The organism is Sulfitobacter sp. IGS-18, from assembly GCF_059628195.1.
Genome location: NZ_CM184556.1, coordinates 3004400 through 3022483, shown reverse-complemented (window position 1 = coordinate 3022483; position 18084 = coordinate 3004400). Strand labels below are relative to the sequence as shown.

Sequence of the window (18084 nt, the reverse complement as noted above, 5' to 3'; positions counted from 1 at the left end):
ACATTCTAGACTGGTGGCGGCGACGGAAAGGTTTCGCTGCTGCGTATCAGGGGTGTGAATTGTATTTTTCGGCTGCGAACTAGGGTATAGCTCTCTCGTCTCAGTCATTTTCGGATCGGATCTGCATGCGGTTTCTCAGACAGAGTATGATCGGCCTGTTCCTCGCGGCGGCGACGCTGGGGCTCCTGGTGTTTGCCGTCTATCTGGTCGGCAGCGCGCTGCAGGAACGTCTTGCGCAGGAACCCCGGACACCGCCCGCGCGCGAACGGGTGTTTTCCGTCAATGTGATGCTGGCCGAGGCGACGGATATCGCTCCGGTGCTGGAGACCTTCGGCGAGCTGCAAAGCCGCCGTCTGCTGGAACTGCGCGCCGCTGTGGGCGGGCGGGTCGTTGAACTGGCGGAGGGTTTCGAGGATGGCGGCGCGGTTGAGGCCGGGCAGGTACTGGTGCGGCTTGACCCCAGCGATGCGCAGGCGGCGGTGGACCGGGCTGCCAGCGATATCGCCGATGCGCAGGCCGAACAGCGCGATGCAGAACGGGCGCTGGTGCTGGCACGGGATTCTCTCACGGCTGCCGAAGAACAGGCCGCCCTGCGCGACCGTGCCTTTGACCGGCAACAGGATCTGGGGGAGCGGGGCGTCAGCACCGCCACCGCAACGGAAACCGCCGAACTGGCCGCATCGACCGCCCGGCTGGCGGTGATCTCCTCCCGGCAGGCGGTTGCAGCGGCCGAGGCGCGGGTGGATCAATCCGCGACCAGCCTGCAACGGGCAAGGATCGCCCTGGCAGAGGCAGAGCGCCGTCTGGACGACACGACGATCGAAGCGCCGTTTTCCGGCACGCTTTCGGCCACCTCCGTGGTGGTGGGGCGTCTGGCCTCTGCCAATGAGCAGCTGGCCCAGTTGATCGACCCCGATGATCTGGAGGTGTCGTTTCGCCTGTCCACGGCGCAATATGCCCGCCTGCTGGACGATGAGGGCCGGTTGATCAGCAGCGATGTCACGGTGACGCTGGATGTGGCCGGTGTCGACCTGGAGGCGCGGGGCCGCATCAGCCGGGCCAGTGCCGCCGCGGGCGAGGGGGCGACGGGGCGTCTGATCTTTGCCGCACTGGAGAATGCCGCCGGGTTCAAGACCGGCGATTTCGTCACCGTCCGGGTGGCGGAGCCGGTGCTGCAGAACGTGGTGAAATTGCCCGCTTCCGCGCTGGATGCCGGTGAGAGCGTGCTGGTGCTGGGCGAAGGCAACAGGCTGGAGCAGGTGCCGGTGGAATTGCTGCGCCGCCAGGGTGACGACGTGCTGGTCAGGGGCCCGGTCGAGGGCCGCCAGGTCGTGCGCGAACGCTCGCCCCTGCTGGGTGCAGGCATTGCCGTCAAACCCCTTGACCGGGCCTTGCCGCAACCACAGCCGGATGAGGCGGCGGATATGCTGGAGCTGAGTGAAGAGCGCCGCGCGCGATTGGTGGCCTTTGTCGAGGCCAGCAGCGCGATGCCGCAGGAGGCAAAGGAACGGGTCTTGGCACGGCTGTCGGAACCGCGTGTCCCTGCCGGCATGGTGGCGCGGCTGGAAAGCCGGATGGGGGGCTAGGGTATGGTCCGCGCGATCACGGGCAAGGCCGGGGGGCTGCTGTCCTACTTCGTGCGGCACCGCACGGCGGCGAACCTTCTGCTGGTCCTGCTGCTGGTTGCGGGGGCCGCTGCCGCACCGAACATGCGCGCGCAGTTCTTCCCCGATGTGATTGTCGACAATGTCACTGTCACCACGGTCTGGGACGGGGCGGGAGCCGAGGATGTGGACGCCGCAATCGTGCAGGTGCTGGAACCGGCGCTGCTGGCGGTTGAGGGTGTCGAAAGCTCGGAAAGCACGTCGCGCGAAGGGCGGGGCACGGTCACGCTGGATTTCGAACCGGGCTGGGACATGGCACGCGCGGCGACCGATGTGCAAACGGCGGTGGATGCCATCACCACCCTGCCGGAGGAGGCGGAAGACCCCAATGTCCGGCGCGGGGCCTGGCGCGACCGGGTGACAGATGTGGTCATCACCGGCCCCATCGCGCCCGAACAGCTGGGCCGGTTTGCCGATGAATTCGTGACCCGGCTGTTCGCCCGTGGTGTCACCCGCACGTCGATCCAGGGGATCGCGGCACCACAGACGCTGGTCGAGGTGCCTTCTGCCAAGCTGATCGCCTTTGACATATCCATGGCCGATATTGCCGCTGCCATCGCCTCCGAGGTCGATGCGGACCCGGCAGGGGATGTCACCGGGGCCAATGCAAGGGTCCGCACCGGCACCGCCAAACGCAGCGCACAGGAGATTTCCGGGATCGTCCTGCGCTCCAACGCCGATGGCTCCAAGCTGACCATCGGTGACCTGGCGACCGTGCGCAGCGAAGGCGTGGACCGGATGCAATCCTACTTCGTCGGTGCCAATCCCGCCGTTTCGGTCCGGGTGGACCGCTCTGACGGGGGTGATGCCATCGGCATCCAGGCCACGGTCGAGGAGGTGGCGGCAGAGCTGTCGGCCAGCCTGCCCGCAAATGTCACCGTCGAATTGATCCGCACCCGGGCGGAGGCGATCACCGGGCGGCTGGACCTGCTGATCGACAATGGTCTTATGGGTCTGGGGCTGGTTGTGCTGCTGCTGTTCCTGTTCCTGAACGCGCGCACCGCCTTCTGGGTGGCGGCTGGCATTCCGGTGGCGATGGGGGCGGCCATCGCGCTGATGTATGCGGGCGGGCTCACCTTCAACATGATCTCGCTTTTCGGGCTGATCATCACGCTGGGCATCGTGGTCGACGATGCCATCGTGGTGGGCGAATATGCCGATCAGCGTTACCGGGCCGGAGAAAGTGCCTTGCAGGCGGCGGAGAATGCCGCGCGGCGGATGGCGATGCCGGTTTTTGCCGCCACCCTGACGACCATCATCGCCTTTTACGGGCTGGTTGTTGTCGGGGGCCGGTTCGGTGACCTGATCCAGGATATCCCCTTTACCGTGATTGCCGTTCTGGCCGCGTCGCTGGTTGAATGTTTCCTGATCCTGCCCAACCACATGGCACATGCGATGCGCGCGGCGGCCAGGGAACATTGGTACGATCTGCCCAGCCGGGTGGTGAACCGCGGGTTCGAGTTCATGCGCGACCGGCTCTTCCGCCCCTTCATGGCCGGGGTGATCGCCGCCCGCTATGTCGTGCTGGCGGGTGTGGTCGTGGTGCTGGCGTCGCAGATCACGCTGTTTATCAACGGATCGGTGCAATGGCGGTTCTTCAATTCGCCGGAGCAGGGCTCCGTGTCGGGCAGTTTTGCCATGGCAGAGGGGGCCAGCCGCGCCGACACGATGGAGATGATGCGCGAGATGCAGCGCGCGACCGAAGCCCTGGGTGCGGAATATGAGGCGCGCTACGGGGCCAATCCGCTGGACTATGTGATGGCCCAGATCGGCGGCACCTCGGGGCGCGGCCTGGCAGGGGCGGATAACAAGGATGCGGATCTGCTGGGCGGCATCTCGATCGAGCTGATCGACGCCGATCTGCGCCCTTATTCCAGCTTTGCCTTCGTGGGAGAATTGCAGGACCGGGTGGTGAACCATCCGCTGGCTGAAACCGTCAGCTTTCGCGGCTGGCGGTCAGGACCGGGAGGCGATGCGCTGGACGTGCAATTCTACGGGGCCAGTACCGAAAGGCTCAAGGCTGCGGCGGAAGACCTGAAGAATGCATTGCGCCGCTATCCCGAGGTCAGCGCGGTCGAGGATAACCTGGCCTATGACAAGGAAGAGCTGATCCTCGATCTGACCCCGCAGGGGCAGGCGCTGGGCTTTACCATCGACACGTTGGGGCGGGTGCTGCGCAATCGCCTGGCCGGGATCGAAGCGGCGACCTATCCCGATGGTCCGCGCTCTGCCGCGATCCGGGTGGAACTGCCCGAGGGCGAGCTGACGGCGGATTTCCTGGACCGGACCCAGATGCGCACGCCGGAGGGGCTTTATGTGCCGCTGGCCGATATCGTCAGCGTGGCGCGGCGGACCGGTTTCAGCACGGTGCGGCGCGAGAACGGGATCAGGCTGATCTCGGTGACCGGCGATATCTCGGAAGACGATGCCGCCCGCGCGACAGAGATCCAGCAGGCCCTGCAGGAGGTCATCCTGCCGCGCGTCGCCTCGGAACAGCAGGTCGAGTTCCGCCTGTCTGGGCTGAGCGAACAGGAAAGCGATTTCCTCAGCGACGCGCTGACCGGGCTGATTCTGGTTCTGACGGGCATCTACCTGGTTTTGGCATGGATATTTGGCAGCTGGACGCGGCCCCTGGTGGTGATGGCGATCATCCCCTTCGGCCTGGTCGGGGCGATCTATGGGCACGCGCTGTGGGATGTGCCGCTGAGCATGTTCACGGTGGTGGGGCTGCTGGGCATGACCGGGATCATCATCAATGATTCCATCGTGCTGGTGACGACCATCGACGAATATGCCGAAACGCGGGGGCTGGTCCCCTCGATCATCGACGGCGCGGCAGATCGGCTGCGGCCCGTGATGCTGACCACGCTGACCACGGTGCTGGGCATGGCGCCGCTGCTTTATGAGCAAAGCCAGCAGGCGCAGTTTCTCAAGCCCACGGTGATCACGCTGGTTTATGGGCTGGGCTTTGGCATGTTGCTGGTGCTTCTTGTGGTGCCCGCATTGGTGGCGGCCCAGCAGGATGTGGCGTTGCAGGTGACCGCGATGCGGCGCGGCCTGCGGGCGCCGCTGCGCAGCCTGCGGCTGGGGATGATCGCGCTTTGGCTGCTGGTGCTGGCCTGGGGTGGTCTGACGCTGGGCTGGGCGGTCTGGCAGGGCAGCGTGCAGCCGACGGTTTCCGGGCTGGTTCCCTTTGCCATGGGCGGAATCCAGGGTGCGCTGCTGTTGTTCGTGATCGGGGCCGGGGTGATTGCGCTGGCAGGTTACGTCACCGGCGCGCTTTATTTCACCCTGTCGGGCAGGCGGGCGAAGGCGGCCGCCAGCTGACCTCCGACACCTGTAGCGTCCCGGCTTTAGCCTGATACACTCCATATCGCCGATGTCCAGAGAGCGCGCAGCGCGGCAGGGTATCGGCGATTCAAGTTCAAGGCGGGGCGCTTTAGCCGGGTGTGCAGCCGCGGATTTCTATGGCCTGATTGTCGCCCAATACGGTGATGGTGATGGCCGATCTGTCGATAGCCACCGCGCCCCCCGATATCGCGGACAATGCGCCCCTTGCCGTCAGCGTTCCGCCGGACCTTGTGCTGTCCATCTCGCCCGCCCAGAGGCCGGGCTGGCCGGGTTCGATCACCACCAGTTCGCTTTTGCCGGCGCGGGGCATATCCAGCCGCGTCTCGATCTCAAGCCCGTTTGCCGTTGGCCGCAAGCTGCAGGTGGCGGAACTGACGCCGGCCTCCGACCCCGAATAGGCGCGTGCGGCGAGGGCCGCTGCAATGGCCGGTGTCGGCCTGCTGTCCGTGCCGTCCAGCATGGCAGAGACTTCCAGTTGCTGCGGCACGCAGATGTCGCTGCAAACGCCGAAATCCAGGGTTGCCGTCAGGCGCATCGGCTTGCCGGCGTTGCGCGGGGCAAGGGTGATTGGCAGCACCAGCTCGTCCTTGTAGCCGATGGTGCGCACCCCGCCTTCGTGGAATACTTTCGGTGCCGGCCAGGTGATGCCGACGCCGCGCAGATTGTCCGACTGCGACCAGTCGAATTGCGGCGGGATGCCGGCATCGCCGGGCGCGCGCCAGTAGGTCTTCCAGCCCGGTGCCAGTTTGAACCTGATCGCCGCGACGCGGGTGCCGTCCGCCTTGACCCATCCGGGCAGGATTTCCGCTGTAACGGGTGTGCCGATTCCGGTCTGGGCGAGCCCCGGCAGGGCGGTTGCCAGACAAAGGGCCAGCGCGGATGCAAGATGTTTGATCATGCCCTTTCAATGGCCCAAGCGCGCGCCCCTGCCAAGTCACGTTTGCATCATCCATGTTTCGGCCAAGGTCACCGACATTTGATCCACCCCTTGCCACAGCCTGCCTGCTTGGGCATCGTAAAGGCTGAAATCACCTGTAATGACATGCCGTAGCCGATGAACCTGACCGGAAAACTTCTTGTTGCGATGCCCGGCATGGGCGACCCCCGCTTTGCCCATGCGGTGATTTTTGTCGCCGATCATTCGGAAAAGGGGGCGATGGGGCTGATCGTCAACAAGCCCGCGGCGGACATGGCGCTGTCCGATGTGCTGGACCAGATCGAGACCCCGACAGCCCCGGCGCAGTTCGACCTGCGGGTGCATATCGGCGGGCCGGTGGAGACCGGGCGCGGTTTCGTGTTGCATTCGCCGGAATACCGCTCTGCCATGCAGACCATGAACATCGCAGGTGCTTTTGCCGTGACGGCGACGCTTGATGTGCTTGAGGACATCGCCGCAGGCAAGGGGCCCGAAAAGGCGCAGTTGATGCTGGGTTATTCCGGTTGGGGGCCTGACCAGCTGGAGGGCGAGATTGCCCAGAATGGCTGGCTGACCTGCGAGGCAACGCAAGAAACGGTGTTCGACCTGCCGGACGAGCGCAAATGGTCTGCGGCGCTGAAATCGCTGGGCGTCGATCCCCTGGGCCTGTCGGCGACGGCAGGCAGGGCCTGACCCCGGGATTTCTTCCGCAATGTCTTAACGTGGGGCGGCGGCGCGGCGCAGCCTGTCGTTGATGGCACGGCCCAGCCCGTGATCGGGGATCGGAGCCACCGCGATGGGGCGGTTCATGGCGTCTAGCTGGTGCAAATGGTCAAACAGATGGCTTGCCGCCGCCACCAGATCGCCGGTCGGGGAGAGGTTCAGCATCCCGTCCACCGGGCCGAACCCCAGCATCACCTCTTCGGCCTCTGCCGATGTGGCATTCAGCCGGACCCGCGCGCGCGGCGCGTAGTGGGAGGCAAGCTGCCCCGGTGCAATCACCTCTGCGCCGCTCACAACCGACAGCGGCCGGCCAAGGGCCGCTTCCACGGCCTCCTGCGGCAGCCCGCCTGCGCGCAGCAGGGTGGGGGCCGGGCCATCCAGGCCGATGATGGTGCTTTCCAGACCCACCGTGCAAGGGCCATCGTCCAGCACTGCTGCGATGCGCCCTGACAGACCGGCCAAGACATGTGCAGCCGTGGTCGGGCTGATCCGACCCGATGGATTGGCCGAAGGGGCCGCCACCGGGCCGCCGAAAGCCTCCAGCAGCGCGTGAGCTGCGGGATGGGCCGGCACCCGCAGGGCCACCGTGTCCAGGCCCGCGGTCACCAGCGTTGAAAGCCCGTGCCCGGGTTTCAGCGGCAGGACCAGCGTCAGCGGTCCCGGCCAGAATGCGGTTGCCAGGATTTCCGCCATGTCGGACCATTGCACATAGCTGCGGGCCAGTCCGGCATCCGCCAGATGGGCGATCAGCGGATTGAAACCGGGCCGGCCCTTGGCCGCATAGACCCGCGCCACGGCATCCCCGTCACGCGCATCCGCGCCCAGCCCATAGACCGTCTCGGTCGGGAAGGCGACCAACTGCCCGGAGGACAGAAGTGCTGCGGCCCTGGCGATGCCGTCCGTGTCGAATTGCAGGATCTCTGACTGATCGGCCATGGGTGCTGATGACGCTGCGTTTTGGGTTGCGGGGCAGGGTGCCGCGCTTCATGTTGACGGCACTACGGACCTGCCCATAGCAGGGTGGGGACGGGGTTGCCAAGCCGCTGCGCCCCAGTCGGGAGAGGATAGACATGCCATACCAAGCTGCCACAGATGAATTTGCCTTTCTGATCGAACACATTCTGGACACGGAGGCCCTGCGCGCCACAGCGCGTTTTGCAGAGGCGACAGAGGATGTCACCCGTGCCATCCTCTCCGAGGCGGGCAAGATGTGCGACGCGGTGCTGGCACCGCTGCAGCGCCCCGGCGACCTGCATCCGGCCAGGCTTGAAAACGGGGTCGTGCGCACCTCACCCGGCTTTGCCGAGGGGTTTCGCGCCATCGCGGAGGGTGGCTGGATCGGCATAACGGCGGACCCGGAGCATGGCGGCATGGGCCTGCCGATGACATTGAACACCGCCGTGAACGAGATGATGAGCGGCGCCTGCCTGTCGCTGCAACTGGCCCCGCTGATGAGCCAGGGCCAGATCGAGGCGCTGGAGCATCATGCCTCTGACGCACTCAAGGCGCTCTACCTGCCCAAGCTGATCTCGGGCGAATGGACCGGCACGATGAACCTGACCGAACCGCAGGCCGGTTCGGACGTGGGCGCGCTGTCGACCAGGGCCGAGGACAAGGGCGACGGCACCTATGCGATCACCGGGCAGAAGATCTACATCTCCTGGGGTGACAACGACTTTGCCGAGAACGTCTGCCACCTGGTGCTGGCGCGTCTGCCCGGCGCCCCTGCGGGGACCAAGGGGATCAGCCTGTTTCTGGTGCCGAAGTTCCTGCCGGATGCCGATGGCAACCCGGGCAGGCGCAATGATCTGAAGGTCGTCAGCCTGGAGCACAAGCTGGGCCTGCATGGCTCGCCCACTGCCGTGATGGAATACGCCGGTGCCACCGGCTGGATGGTGGGGCCGGAACAGGGCGGCATGGCCGCGATGTTCACCATGATGAACAACGCGCGTCTGGGTGTCGGCGGGCAGGGCGTGGGCGTGGCGGAAGGTGCCTATCAGCACGCGCTGGCCTATGCGCAGGAACGCAGGCAGGGCGGCAAGGGCACGATCATCGACCATGCCGATGTGCGCCGGATGCTGGCGACCATGAAGGCCGACATCTATGTCGCGCGGGCCATCGCCATGTCCTGTGCCCATGCCATCGACATGACCAATGCCACCGGCGACGCCGCCTGGAAGGCGCGGGCGGCGCTGCTGACCCCGATTGCCAAGGCCTTTGGCACCGACGTGGGCATCGAGGTTGCCCAGACCGGCGTGCAGGTCCACGGCGGCATGGGCTTTGTCGAGGAAACCGGCGCCGCGCAATTTGCCCGCGACGTGCGGGTCACCGCGATCTACGAGGGCACCAACGGCATTCAGGCGATGGATCTGGTGGGCCGCAAGATGATGGACGGCGGCGATGCGGCGGGCGCGCTGCTGGACGAGATGGAAGCGGACATCGAACGGGCGCGCGACAGCTTTCCCAACATGGCCGATGCGGTCTGGCAGGCCTGCGAAAGCCTGCGCGAGGCGACCGACTGGCTGGTGGCGCAGGATGACATGCAGGCGCGATTTGCCGGGGCTGTGCCCTATCTGCGGGCCTTTGCACGGGTGCTGGGGGGGCATCTGCACCTCAAGGCCGCCATGGCCGACAAGGGCGGGCCGCGCGAACGCCTTGCGCGGTTCTATATCCAGCGGATCATGCCGGAATATGGCGGGCTGCTGACCCATGCCCAGGCGGGCGCGGCCGATCTCTTTGCCGTCACAGCCGACGATCTGGTGGCGTAATGGCTGATATTGCACCTGCCGGCCTGCGCTATCCCTGGGAGACGCCGCCCGAACATGGCACCGCCGCGATCGAGGTTGCGCCCGGCGTGCTCTGGCTGCGGATGCCGCTGCCGATGAAGCTGGATCACGTGAACATCTATGCGCTGGATGAAGGTGACAGCTGGACCATCATCGACACCGGGTTTTCATCGAAGAAATCCAAGGCGATCTGGGCAGAGGCATTGGCAGGCCCGCTGGGAGGCAAACCTGTCAGCCGGGTGGTGGTGACGCATCACCACCCCGATCACGTGGGCCTCGCCGGATGGTTCCAGACCGAACACGGCGCCGAGCTGGTGACCACGCGTACCGCCTGGCTGACGGCGCGGATGCTGACCCTCGACACGCAGGAAGTGGCCCCGGCAGAAACGCTGAGCTTTTACCGCCAGTCGGGCATGCACAGCGAGCTGCTGGAGAAACGGAGCAACGACCGGCCCTTCAACTTTGCCGATGTGGTCGACCCGATGCCGCTGGGCTACACCCGGATCAGGCAGGACGACACCATTGTCATGGGCGGGCGCACCTGGGATGTGCACATCGGCAATGGCCATGCCCCGGAGCATGCGACCTTCTGGAGCAGGGACGACAACCTGGTGATTGCAGGGGATCAGATATTGCCCTCCATCAGCCCGAATGTCGGCGTCTATGCAACCGAACCGATGGCGGATCCGATTGGCGAATGGCTTGAGGCCTGCGAGCGGCTGGCCCCGCTGGCGCGGGCCGATCATCTGGTGCTGGGTGGACACAAACTGCCCTTTACCGGCCTGCCCAAGCGGATGGAGCAACTGATCGAGAATCATCACGGCGCATTGAAACGTCTGATGGATTTCATCGCGACCCCCAGATCCGCGTCGGAATGTTTCCCGCCCCTGTTCAAGCGCAAGATCGGCGAGGGCGAATATGGCCTTGCCCTGGTTGAAGCCGTTGCCCATCTGAGCCACCTATACCAGACAGGCCACGCCACCCGCGCGCTGCGGCAGCAGGACGGGGCCTGGGTGTACCAGAGCAAGGTGTGAACATGGACAACGAGATCAAGACCGCCGCCGAAGCCTATGAGGCCGACGCGCTGCCGCGCCGCTATGAGGTTCACATGGACCCCGAGACGGCCCGCGCGCAGGACCAGCCGGTGCCCGGTGCGGTCAGCGGTCAGCCCATGGAGCAGAAATCACCGGCCCAATGGGCCTATGAACGCATTGTCCTTTATCTCAAGAAATTCGAAGAGCAGCTGGACAGCGATCACGAGGTCGCGATGGGCTTTACCGGGGCTGATGCCGGGGTGCTGCGGATCGTGGGCATGGGCTATTTCGATCCCGATATCATCACCTTTTACGGGGCCGATCCGGTGGGCGGAAGAATGCAGCATATCCAGCATGTCAGCCAGTTGAACGTGATCCTGCGGGCGCTGCCGAAAGCGGTCGAGGATGCCGAACCCAACCGGATCGGCTTCCGGCTGGTCCAGGACCTGGAGAATGATGCGGACAACAGCGCCGCGACATCCTGACCCTGAGCCACTAAGGGGTCGTGACAGGACGGTTTGAATAGGGTAGTCAGCCGCAAACATTGAAACGAGGGACCGATTGATATGGCCGATCACGAACATGGCAGCATGGACATCAAGGTGCAGGAACAGACCTTTGCATCTTTCATGTCCTTTGTGACCCGCACCGGAATCATCATTCTGCTGCTGCTGGTGCTGATGGCGATCTTCATCCGCTGAGGCGCTGCGGCATCCGGTGATGCCAGGCATATGTGACCAGTATCGGAGATTTCTTTAGTGAAACGCCTGTTGACCGGCCTTGTTTGCGCCGCCCTTCTTGCCGGTTGCGCGGCTGACACAAGCCCCGACAGCCCGCCGGAAGCAGTGGCCGCGGCCGCCTATCAGGCGCCGGGCCCCAAGAAAATCACCGTCTTCACGATGATCAACAACCGCACCGGCAAGGGCGGTCATACCGCCTTGCTGGTCAATGGCTCCCAGCAGGTCATCTTTGACCCGGCGGGGTCATTCCGCGACGAACGCGTCGTCGAACGCGGCGATGTGCTTTATGGCATGACACCGTCCTGGATCCAGGCCTATAAATCCGCCCATGCGCGTGAGACATTTCATGTGGTCACCCAGGAAATGATCGTGACACCCGAGCAGGCGGAAACCGCCCTGCGGCTGGTCCAGGCGAATGGCGCTGTGCCCGGTGCCTATTGCGCCAATGCCACCACCTCCCTGCTCAAGAAGGTTCCGGGCTTTGGTGACATCGAAACCACCTTCTACCCGGCGCAGTTCATGGAACAGATTGCAAAACGCCCTGGCGTGACCACCACCCGCTACTTCGAAGATGACGAAGGTCATGTGACCGACGCGGTCAAGGCGGGCATTGTCGTCGCGGATTAACCGCTACCCCAGCAGATAGAGCAGACCGTACAGCGTTGCCGCCCCTGACAGGATGGCACCGATGACATTCTTGGTCAGAACGCCCACCGCCAGCGTGACCGTTGCTGCCGCCAGCCGTGCGGGGTCGAACTCGCCCCCGGTTGCATTCGGCCATAGAACCTGGGGTGCCACCAGGGCAGGCAATACGGCGACAGCGGTGTAACGCAGGTGCCGCAGCAGCCATTCCGGCATCGCCCGGTTGCCGACCAGCCCGGTAAAGACGAATCGCAAGAAGAAGCTGCCCAGCCCCAGCCCGATGATCACGATCCAGAGTGTTGTCTTGTCGATCATGTCGGACCTCCCGCGCGGCGCTTCATCCGGCGCTCGACCTCTGCGCCTGCCATCATGCCGATCAAGCCGGCGACGATGACGCCCAGCGAATAGGGTATGCCGGTCGCGAACAGGCTGACGACAACAGCGACAAAGGCCGCAACCACATGGGCCAGCGTGCGGAACATCGGCGCGATCATCGCGAGAAATGTAATCGGAATCGCAAAATCAAGCGCCAAGCCGTCCGGCACCCGGGCACCAAGGTAGGCACCGATGAAGGTAAAGAAATACCACAGCGGCACGATCGGCGTGACCGCCCCAAAGAAATATCCCATCCGCTGCGGGATCGTCATCTTTGGCGCCTTTTCGTATTGGGCCATCGCGATGACATAGGATTGATCGACTGTCAGATAGGCCGCCAGCGCGCGCTGCCACAGCGGCGCGCCCCCGATCCAGGGGGTAAGAGAGGCGGAATACATCGCCATGCGCAGATTCACCGCAAGGGCAGAGCACAAGACGATCACCGTCGGGGCCTGTTCCTGCATCAGCTGCAGGGCGGTGAACTGCGCGGCCCCGGCAATGACCACCACGGAAAAGGACAGCGCCTCGATCACCGAAAGACCGGCTTCGGTGGCCAGCAGGCCAAAGAGCGCAGCAAAGGGAATGATCACCAGAATGAAGGGGGCACCGTCGGCGATGCCCTTCAGATAGGCGGATTTGGTGGTGGTGATGGTCATGGGATACCCCTAGATTATGCGGACAGGGGTAACCTGTTACAAAAGGGGATACAATTGGCCCAGAACCCGGATCTGTCTGATTTCCTGATCGCGCCCGATCCTGCGGCGGATCGTTTGACACGGGCTGTGCGTGGCACGGACCAGAACGGGGTCGAGACCGACATCCGCGTGGTGGAGGAGCGCCCGCTGACCATCTACCTCAACCGGCAGGAGATCGTCACCGCGATGACCATCGGGGATTATCCCAAGTATCTGGCGCTGGGATTCCTGCGCAATCAGCAGATGCTGCGCTTGGGCGATGAGATCACCGGCGTGGATTATGACGAAGAGCTGGAAACCGTGGTGGTCCGCACCGCTGTCGAAACCGATTTCGAAGACAAGTTGCGCCGCAAGACGCGGACCTCGGGCTGTGCGGTCGGCACCGTCTTTGGTGACATGATGGAGGGGCTGGACCAGGTACATCTGCCGCAGACGCCGGTGACGACCTCTGCACTTTATGCGCTTTCCGCCCGGATCAACCGGACGCCCAGCCTGTACCTCACGGCGGGTGCGATCCATGGCACCGTGTTGTGCCAGGGGCAGCGCGCGCTGGTCTATATGGAGGATGTCGGGCGCCACAACGCGGTGGACAAGATCGCGGGCTGGATGCTGTCCGAGGGCGTCGATGGGGCCGACAAGATACTTTACACCACCGGCAGGCTGACCTCCGAAATGGTGATCAAGACGGCGATGATGGGCATCCCGGTGCTGGTGTCACGCTCGGGCTTTACCGCCTGGGGCGTGGAGATTGCGCGGCAGGTCGGGCTGACCCTGATCGGGCGGCTGAAGGGGCGGCGGTTCATCTGCCTGAGCGGTGCGGAACGTCTGGCGCGGGATGTGGATCCGGAAACTGTGGCCGATGAGCCAAAGCGCTCCGGGCGGAAGGCCGCATCATGACCGAGAGCTACGCATTGCACTTTGCGGGCATGCTGGTCCCCGGCGGTGGGGTCGGAGCGATGCTGGTGGCGAAGGGTGTGAGGGATGTGGTCCGGTGGCATGAGGCTGCGACATGAAGCAACCTCTCGGCGTGATCCTGGCAGGCGGACAAGCCACGCGCATGGGCGGCGGCGACAAGGGGTTGTTGCGGCTGGGCGGGCAGAGCGTGCTGGACCGGGTGATCGGGCGGCTGTCGCCGCAGGTCGCTGATCTGGCGCTGAATGCCAATGGCGATGCAGCCCGCTTTGCGGCGCTTGGGCTGCCGGTTCTGCCCGACAGTATCGACGGTTTCGCAGGCCCGCTGGCGGGGGTTCTGGCCGGGCTGGACTGGGCGGCGGAACAGGGGGCGGATACGATCGTGACCGCCGCCGCCGACACGCCGTTCTTTCCCTGCGATCTGGTCCCGCAGCTCTTGCTGGCAAGCGAGGGGATGGCGCAGCCGCTGGTATTGGCCGCGACGCCTGATCCTGAGCGGGGCCATGCGCGGCATCCGACTTTTGGCTTATGGCCTGTGGGGTTACGCGACGATCTTCGTGCATCACTTCAAGACGGCATGCGCAAGGTTGTGCAGTGGACAGCGCGCCACGACGGGCGCGAAGCGCTGTTCCCGGATGAGGCGGCGTTCTTTAACATCAATACGCCCGAAGACCTGCAGCGGGCCGAGGCAATGTTATGAAGTTATACGGCGTTGTCGGGTGGAAGAACGCGGGCAAGACCGGGTTGATGGAACGGCTGGTAACCGAAATCACCGGGCGGGGCCTGCGCGTCTCCACGGTCAAGCACGCGCACCATTCCTTCGACGTGGACCACGAAGGCAAGGACAGCCACCGTCACCGTGTTGCAGGCGCGACCGAGGTGATGCTGGCCTCGCGCAACCGCTTTGCCCTGATGCATGAGCTGCGCGCGGAGGCGGAACCGACGCTGGAGGCGCTGCTGGCGCGGTTGTCGCCGGTCGATCTGGTGCTGATCGAAGGTTACAAACGTGACGCTCATCCCAAGGTGGAGGCGCATCGCGCCGAAACGGGCAACCCCCTGATCGCGCCGGAGGATCCGACCGTGCGGGCAGTGGCCAGCGATGTGCCGCTCGACCTCGACCGGCCGGTCTTTGACCTCAATGACACCAGCGCCATCGCCGATTTCATCCTGGCCGAGGTCGGGCTGTGACGGCGTTCGATACATTTGCCGTTGTCGACTGGTCCGCTGGAAAGCGCGCCCCGGCACATCCGTCAAAGGATGCGATCTGGATCGGGGTCAACCGCGCGGGTGTGGAGCAGGCACCGCTTTACTGTCGCAGCAGGCCGGAGGCGGAAGACCAGTTGCGCGCATTGATTGCGCAGGAGGTGGCGGCGGGGCGGCGGCTGTTGCTGGGGTTCGACTTCCCCTTTGGCTATCCGAAGGGGTTTGCCCGGAAGGTTGTCGGCAACAAGGGCACGCTGGCCCTGTGGGACTGGTTCGAGAGCCAGATCAGCGACGATGCCTCGGGCCACAACAACCGCTATGAGGTGGCCGAGCGCCTGAACGCGCTTTTCAGCGGCCCCGGCCCCTTCTGGGGGAAATCGCACCGCGACAGATGGCCCGGCGTGCCCTATCGCAAGCAGGGCGTCCGGTTCGACGAAATTGCCGAAAGGCGTGTCACGGACATCGTGGCAAATGCAGCTTCTTCCTGTTTCCAGATGGCTTTCCCCCCGACGGTGGGCGGGCAGGTCATGATGGGGCTGCCGGTGCTGTCGCGGCTGCGCAGGGCCTGCGGCGCGCGTGCCTGGCCGCTGGAGGATATCAGCGGCGCGGCTGTCGTCCTGGCGGAAATCTGGCCCGGTCTGGTGGAACAGGCGGTGCGGGGTGCGATGCAGGCACGGGGGGCCGATGCCATCCGGGACCGCGAACAGGTGCGGCTGCTGGCCAATGCGCTGGCCAAATTGCCGCCCGACCGGCTGGTGGCGGATATGGCGGATCTGCCGGATGAGGCGGGCGAGGAGGCCTGGATACTGGGCGCGCGGATACGCGATGAGCTGATCGCGGCGGCGCAGGCAGGCACTGCACCGCCGCCACTGCGCAACGATTGTTTTGCCTTGCCGCCGGGGGTGCATTGGACCCCGGTGGAGGAGGCCCTGGCGCATCTGAAAGCGCGGATGCAGGTGGTCACACCGCTGCAGATTGTTTCCCTTGATCAGGCGATGCACCGGGTTGCCGCAGCGGATGTTGCCGCCTTGCGGGCGAACCCGCCGCTGCCCAATACCGCCGTGGATGGCTATGGATTCGCGGGCGCGCGTGGCGAAGGCAGCCATCGCCTGACCCTGGCCAAAGGGCGTGCAGCGGCAGGGGACCGCCCCGGCATGGTGCCAGAGGGGCAGGCGATCCGGGTGTTGACGGGGGCAGCCCTTCCGCAGGGGGTCGATACCGTTGTCCTGCAAGAGGACGTGGTGCTTGACGGTGCAGAGGTGACTTTTCAGGGGCCGGTCAAGGCAGGGTCCAACACGCGCAGGGCGGGTGAGGATGTGCAGGCGGGTGATCCTGTCCTGCGCGCGGGTCGGCGCATCACCGCCCCCGACCTGGCCCTTTTGGCGGCAACGGGAAATGCCGAAGTTGCAGTGCGGGCCGCGCTGCGGGTCGGTGTGCTGTCAACGGGTGATGAACTGGTCGCTGCGGGAAATCCGGCCTCCGACGGGCAGATCTTCGATGCGAACCGCCCGATGCTGCTGGCCCTGTTGCAGCGCTTTGGCCATCAGCCGGTCGATCTGGGGCAGGTGGGTGACGACAGGGCGGCGCTGCGCGGGGTGCTCGATGATGCGGCGGGGCAGGTGGATGTGATCCTGACCAGCGGCGGCGCCTCTGCCGGGGATGAGGATCACGTCTCGGCCCTGCTGGAAGAGGCGGGGGCGATGGGGCTGTGGCGCATCGCTGTCAAACCGGGGCGTCCGCTGGCCCTGGGCATGTGGCAGGGCAAACCGGTCTTTGGCCTGCCGGGCAACCCGGTTGCGGCTTTGGTCTGTACCCTGATCTTTGCACGGCCCGCGCTGGCGGTCCTGGCCGGGGAAAGCTGGCCGGTGCCCCAGGGCTTCGACGTGCCCGCCGGATTTTCCAAGCGCAAGAAGGCGGGGCGCCGGGAATATCTGCGGGCGCGCATGCGGGACGGGCGGGCCGAGGTCTTTGCCTCCGAAGGGTCGGGGCGGATCAGCGGGTTAAGCTGGGCGGAAGGGCTGGTGGAACTGCCCGAACCGGCGGCAGAAGTGGCGCAGGGGGACATGGTGCGGTTCATTCCTTACGGGAGTTTCGGGGTTTGATGGGACAACAACTCGCAAAGAACAGAGCGGAGCGTATCAGGCTATGGCAAAATGCTTACATTGATGAAACCACGGGAATACACACCCTGATCCAGAATCTTTGTTGGGATTTCGCCGCTTTTGCGAATTCAGCACAGATTGTGAAGTTGTGTGCCAAGCCAGATTGGGAAGGTAACGCTCCGAACCAAATGACATTCGATCTCATCGCGCGCGGTTTTTGGGCGTTGTTCCTGATCGGAACAAGAAGGCTGCTCGACAATCACGACTTGAGCGGACCGAAAGGTGTCTATTCGATCCGATCAGTGATGAAAGACGTCGAAGCCTGTAGCGATTGGCTTGACCGGAGAACCTATGTGGAATGCGTCCATGGTGTCGAATACAGTGCGCAACGATACGAGCAAGTGATGTATGAACGTCTTCAAGACTCTGCTGGTCGCCCGGTTTGGGGCGATCCTGCTCTGTCTAGAATAAGAGCAGCGCATCGGTCATTTGATGAATTGAGCGGTGTACTCGAAGAGGACAGAAGTCCCGAGGATGTCATCAGTCGCACGATATTTGACAAGACTCGCGCGCGACTTGATCAGCTAGATTGGCTGGTCGACCACGTGAACACCTATGTCGCGCATTCGGGAAATAGCTTCAGTCGAAAAGGAAAGGCATTGGATCAATTTAACCTGACTGATGCTAAAAAGGTTCTATGCGAATTGAAACGATTGGCCGACTTTACCGGGCTGTATTTCGCTCAGGAAGTAAGCGGTGATTTGCCGGTTTACCTTGGCGATCAGTTCGAGGGGCTCGATGGCCCAACGATCAAGAGTGGCGACCGGCAGGTGCTTGAACAACGCTGGAACGAATTGGAAAGCGAAATTTCCAGCTGGCGCCTCAATCTCCAAGAGTTATGAAATTGGCGTAGCACTGCGCTTCTAGATGGTGGCGATCGC

Annotated in this window: 17 protein-coding genes; 13 read left to right on the top strand and 4 right to left on the bottom strand. The window is 64.4% G+C overall.

Annotated elements, in window-relative coordinates:
* Positions 1 to 125 precede the first annotated feature (125 nt).
* A complete protein-coding gene (locus ACWNZ3_RS14540) occupies positions 126 to 1586 on the top strand; it encodes an efflux RND transporter periplasmic adaptor subunit (RefSeq protein WP_496900385.1) in 1461 nt (486 codons plus the stop codon).
* Positions 1587 to 1589: 3 nt separating this feature from the next.
* Positions 1590 to 4991 (top strand): efflux RND transporter permease subunit, encoded by a 3402-nt coding sequence (locus ACWNZ3_RS14535; RefSeq protein ID WP_496900384.1) that lies wholly within the window; start codon positions 1590 to 1592, stop codon positions 4989 to 4991.
* A gap of 112 nt (positions 4992 to 5103) precedes the next feature.
* Here ACWNZ3_RS14535 and ACWNZ3_RS14530 read toward each other — a convergent pair whose 3' ends face one another.
* Positions 5104 to 5913: a protein-disulfide reductase DsbD domain-containing protein gene (locus ACWNZ3_RS14530; protein ID WP_496900383.1), complete on the bottom strand. Its 810-nt coding sequence runs from the start codon at positions 5911 to 5913 to the stop codon at positions 5104 to 5106.
* 156 nt (positions 5914 to 6069) lie between these two features.
* Between ACWNZ3_RS14530 and ACWNZ3_RS14525 the strand changes: the two genes are divergently transcribed.
* Positions 6070 to 6624 (top strand): YqgE/AlgH family protein, encoded by a 555-nt coding sequence (locus ACWNZ3_RS14525; protein ID WP_269361328.1) that lies wholly within the window; start codon positions 6070 to 6072, stop codon positions 6622 to 6624.
* A gap of 24 nt (positions 6625 to 6648) precedes the next feature.
* Here the strand turns inward: ACWNZ3_RS14525 and ACWNZ3_RS14520 are convergent, their stop codons facing one another.
* Positions 6649 to 7590 carry an L-threonylcarbamoyladenylate synthase gene (locus ACWNZ3_RS14520; RefSeq protein ID WP_496900382.1) on the bottom strand — a complete coding sequence of 314 codons (942 nt, stop codon included), beginning with the start codon at positions 7588 to 7590 and terminating at the stop codon, positions 6649 to 6651.
* 134 nt (positions 7591 to 7724) lie between these two features.
* On the opposite strand from ACWNZ3_RS14520, the gene ACWNZ3_RS14515 reads away from it, so the two are divergent.
* From ACWNZ3_RS14515 to ACWNZ3_RS14495, 5 genes are all read left to right on the top strand, one after another.
* Positions 7725 to 9422: an acyl-CoA dehydrogenase family protein gene (locus ACWNZ3_RS14515; protein ID WP_496900381.1), complete on the top strand. Its 1698-nt coding sequence runs from the start codon at positions 7725 to 7727 to the stop codon at positions 9420 to 9422.
* Complete coding sequence (locus ACWNZ3_RS14510; RefSeq protein WP_274573912.1) at positions 9422 to 10474, top strand: MBL fold metallo-hydrolase; 1053 nt, start codon at positions 9422 to 9424, stop codon at positions 10472 to 10474. Before ACWNZ3_RS14515 ends, ACWNZ3_RS14510 begins: the two co-directional genes overlap by 1 nt.
* A 2-nt stretch (positions 10475 to 10476) precedes the next feature.
* A complete protein-coding gene (locus tag ACWNZ3_RS14505) occupies positions 10477 to 10959 on the top strand; it encodes a DUF6173 family protein (RefSeq protein ID WP_496900380.1) in 483 nt (160 codons plus the stop codon).
* Between the two features lie 81 nt (positions 10960 to 11040).
* Positions 11041 to 11175, top strand: coding sequence for an aa3-type cytochrome c oxidase subunit IV (locus ACWNZ3_RS14500; RefSeq protein WP_269361319.1), 135 nt, complete (start codon positions 11041 to 11043; stop codon positions 11173 to 11175).
* 69 nt (positions 11176 to 11244) lie between these two features.
* On the top strand, positions 11245 to 11841 hold the full coding sequence (locus tag ACWNZ3_RS14495) for a hypothetical protein (RefSeq protein ID WP_496900379.1): 597 nt from the start codon (positions 11245 to 11247) through the stop codon (positions 11839 to 11841).
* A gap of 3 nt (positions 11842 to 11844) precedes the next feature.
* On the opposite strand, the gene ACWNZ3_RS14490 is transcribed toward ACWNZ3_RS14495, so the two are convergent.
* Positions 11845 to 12171 (bottom strand): AzlD domain-containing protein, encoded by a 327-nt coding sequence (locus tag ACWNZ3_RS14490; protein WP_269361316.1) that lies wholly within the window; start codon positions 12169 to 12171, stop codon positions 11845 to 11847.
* Entirely contained in the window at positions 12168 to 12887 is a 720-nt protein-coding gene (locus ACWNZ3_RS14485; protein ID WP_269361315.1) for an AzlC family ABC transporter permease, read from the bottom strand. The genes ACWNZ3_RS14490 and ACWNZ3_RS14485 overlap by 4 nt, the downstream gene beginning before the upstream one ends.
* 54 nt (positions 12888 to 12941) lie before the next feature.
* Between ACWNZ3_RS14485 and ACWNZ3_RS14480 the strand changes: the two genes are divergently transcribed.
* The 5 genes from ACWNZ3_RS14480 (at position 12942) to ACWNZ3_RS14460 (ending at position 18045) form a co-directional block, all read left to right on the top strand.
* Positions 12942 to 13823, top strand: coding sequence for a formate dehydrogenase accessory sulfurtransferase FdhD (locus ACWNZ3_RS14480; protein WP_496900378.1), 882 nt, complete (start codon positions 12942 to 12944; stop codon positions 13821 to 13823).
* 112 nt (positions 13824 to 13935) lie between these two features.
* A complete protein-coding gene (gene mobA, locus ACWNZ3_RS14475) occupies positions 13936 to 14538 on the top strand; it encodes a molybdenum cofactor guanylyltransferase MobA (RefSeq protein WP_274573908.1) in 603 nt (200 codons plus the stop codon).
* Entirely contained in the window at positions 14535 to 15026 is a 492-nt protein-coding gene (mobB, locus tag ACWNZ3_RS14470) for a molybdopterin-guanine dinucleotide biosynthesis protein B (RefSeq protein ID WP_114275207.1), read from the top strand. Before mobA ends, mobB begins: the two co-directional genes overlap by 4 nt.
* Positions 15023 to 17143 carry a molybdenum cofactor synthesis domain-containing protein gene (locus ACWNZ3_RS14465; RefSeq protein ID WP_496900377.1) on the top strand — a complete coding sequence of 707 codons (2121 nt, stop codon included), beginning with the start codon at positions 15023 to 15025 and terminating at the stop codon, positions 17141 to 17143. Before mobB ends, ACWNZ3_RS14465 begins: the two co-directional genes overlap by 4 nt.
* A complete protein-coding gene (locus tag ACWNZ3_RS14460) occupies positions 17143 to 18045 on the top strand; it encodes an AbiU2 domain-containing protein (protein WP_496900376.1) in 903 nt (300 codons plus the stop codon). The genes ACWNZ3_RS14465 and ACWNZ3_RS14460 overlap by 1 nt, the downstream gene beginning before the upstream one ends.
* Positions 18046 to 18084: the final 39 nt, after the last annotated feature.

What these genes read in the sequence shown, in the direction of transcription:
- ACWNZ3_RS14540 (WP_496900385.1), top strand. Translation starts at nt 126, where the DNA reads ATGCGGTTTCTCAGACAGAGTATGATCGGCCTGTTCCTCGCGGCGGCG.
- ACWNZ3_RS14535 (WP_496900384.1), top strand. Translation starts at nt 1,590, where the DNA reads ATGGTCCGCGCGATCACGGGCAAGGCCGGGGGGCTGCTGTCCTACTTC.
- ACWNZ3_RS14530 (WP_496900383.1), bottom strand. Translation starts at nt 5,913, where the DNA reads ATGATCAAACATCTTGCATCCGCGCTGGCCCTTTGTCTGGCAACCGCC.
- ACWNZ3_RS14525 (WP_269361328.1), top strand. Translation starts at nt 6,070, where the DNA reads ATGAACCTGACCGGAAAACTTCTTGTTGCGATGCCCGGCATGGGCGAC.
- ACWNZ3_RS14520 (WP_496900382.1), bottom strand. Translation starts at nt 7,590, where the DNA reads ATGGCCGATCAGTCAGAGATCCTGCAATTCGACACGGACGGCATCGCC.
- ACWNZ3_RS14515 (WP_496900381.1), top strand. Translation starts at nt 7,725, where the DNA reads ATGCCATACCAAGCTGCCACAGATGAATTTGCCTTTCTGATCGAACAC.
- ACWNZ3_RS14510 (WP_274573912.1), top strand. Translation starts at nt 9,422, where the DNA reads ATGGCTGATATTGCACCTGCCGGCCTGCGCTATCCCTGGGAGACGCCG.
- ACWNZ3_RS14505 (WP_496900380.1), top strand. Translation starts at nt 10,477, where the DNA reads ATGGACAACGAGATCAAGACCGCCGCCGAAGCCTATGAGGCCGACGCG.
- ACWNZ3_RS14500 (WP_269361319.1), top strand. Translation starts at nt 11,041, where the DNA reads ATGGCCGATCACGAACATGGCAGCATGGACATCAAGGTGCAGGAACAG.
- ACWNZ3_RS14490 (WP_269361316.1), bottom strand. Translation starts at nt 12,171, where the DNA reads ATGATCGACAAGACAACACTCTGGATCGTGATCATCGGGCTGGGGCTG.
- ACWNZ3_RS14485 (WP_269361315.1), bottom strand. Translation starts at nt 12,887, where the DNA reads ATGACCATCACCACCACCAAATCCGCCTATCTGAAGGGCATCGCCGAC.
- mobA (WP_274573908.1), top strand. Translation starts at nt 13,936, where the DNA reads ATGAAGCAACCTCTCGGCGTGATCCTGGCAGGCGGACAAGCCACGCGC.
- mobB (WP_114275207.1), top strand. Translation starts at nt 14,535, where the DNA reads ATGAAGTTATACGGCGTTGTCGGGTGGAAGAACGCGGGCAAGACCGGG.
- ACWNZ3_RS14460 (WP_496900376.1), top strand. Translation starts at nt 17,143, where the DNA reads ATGGGACAACAACTCGCAAAGAACAGAGCGGAGCGTATCAGGCTATGG.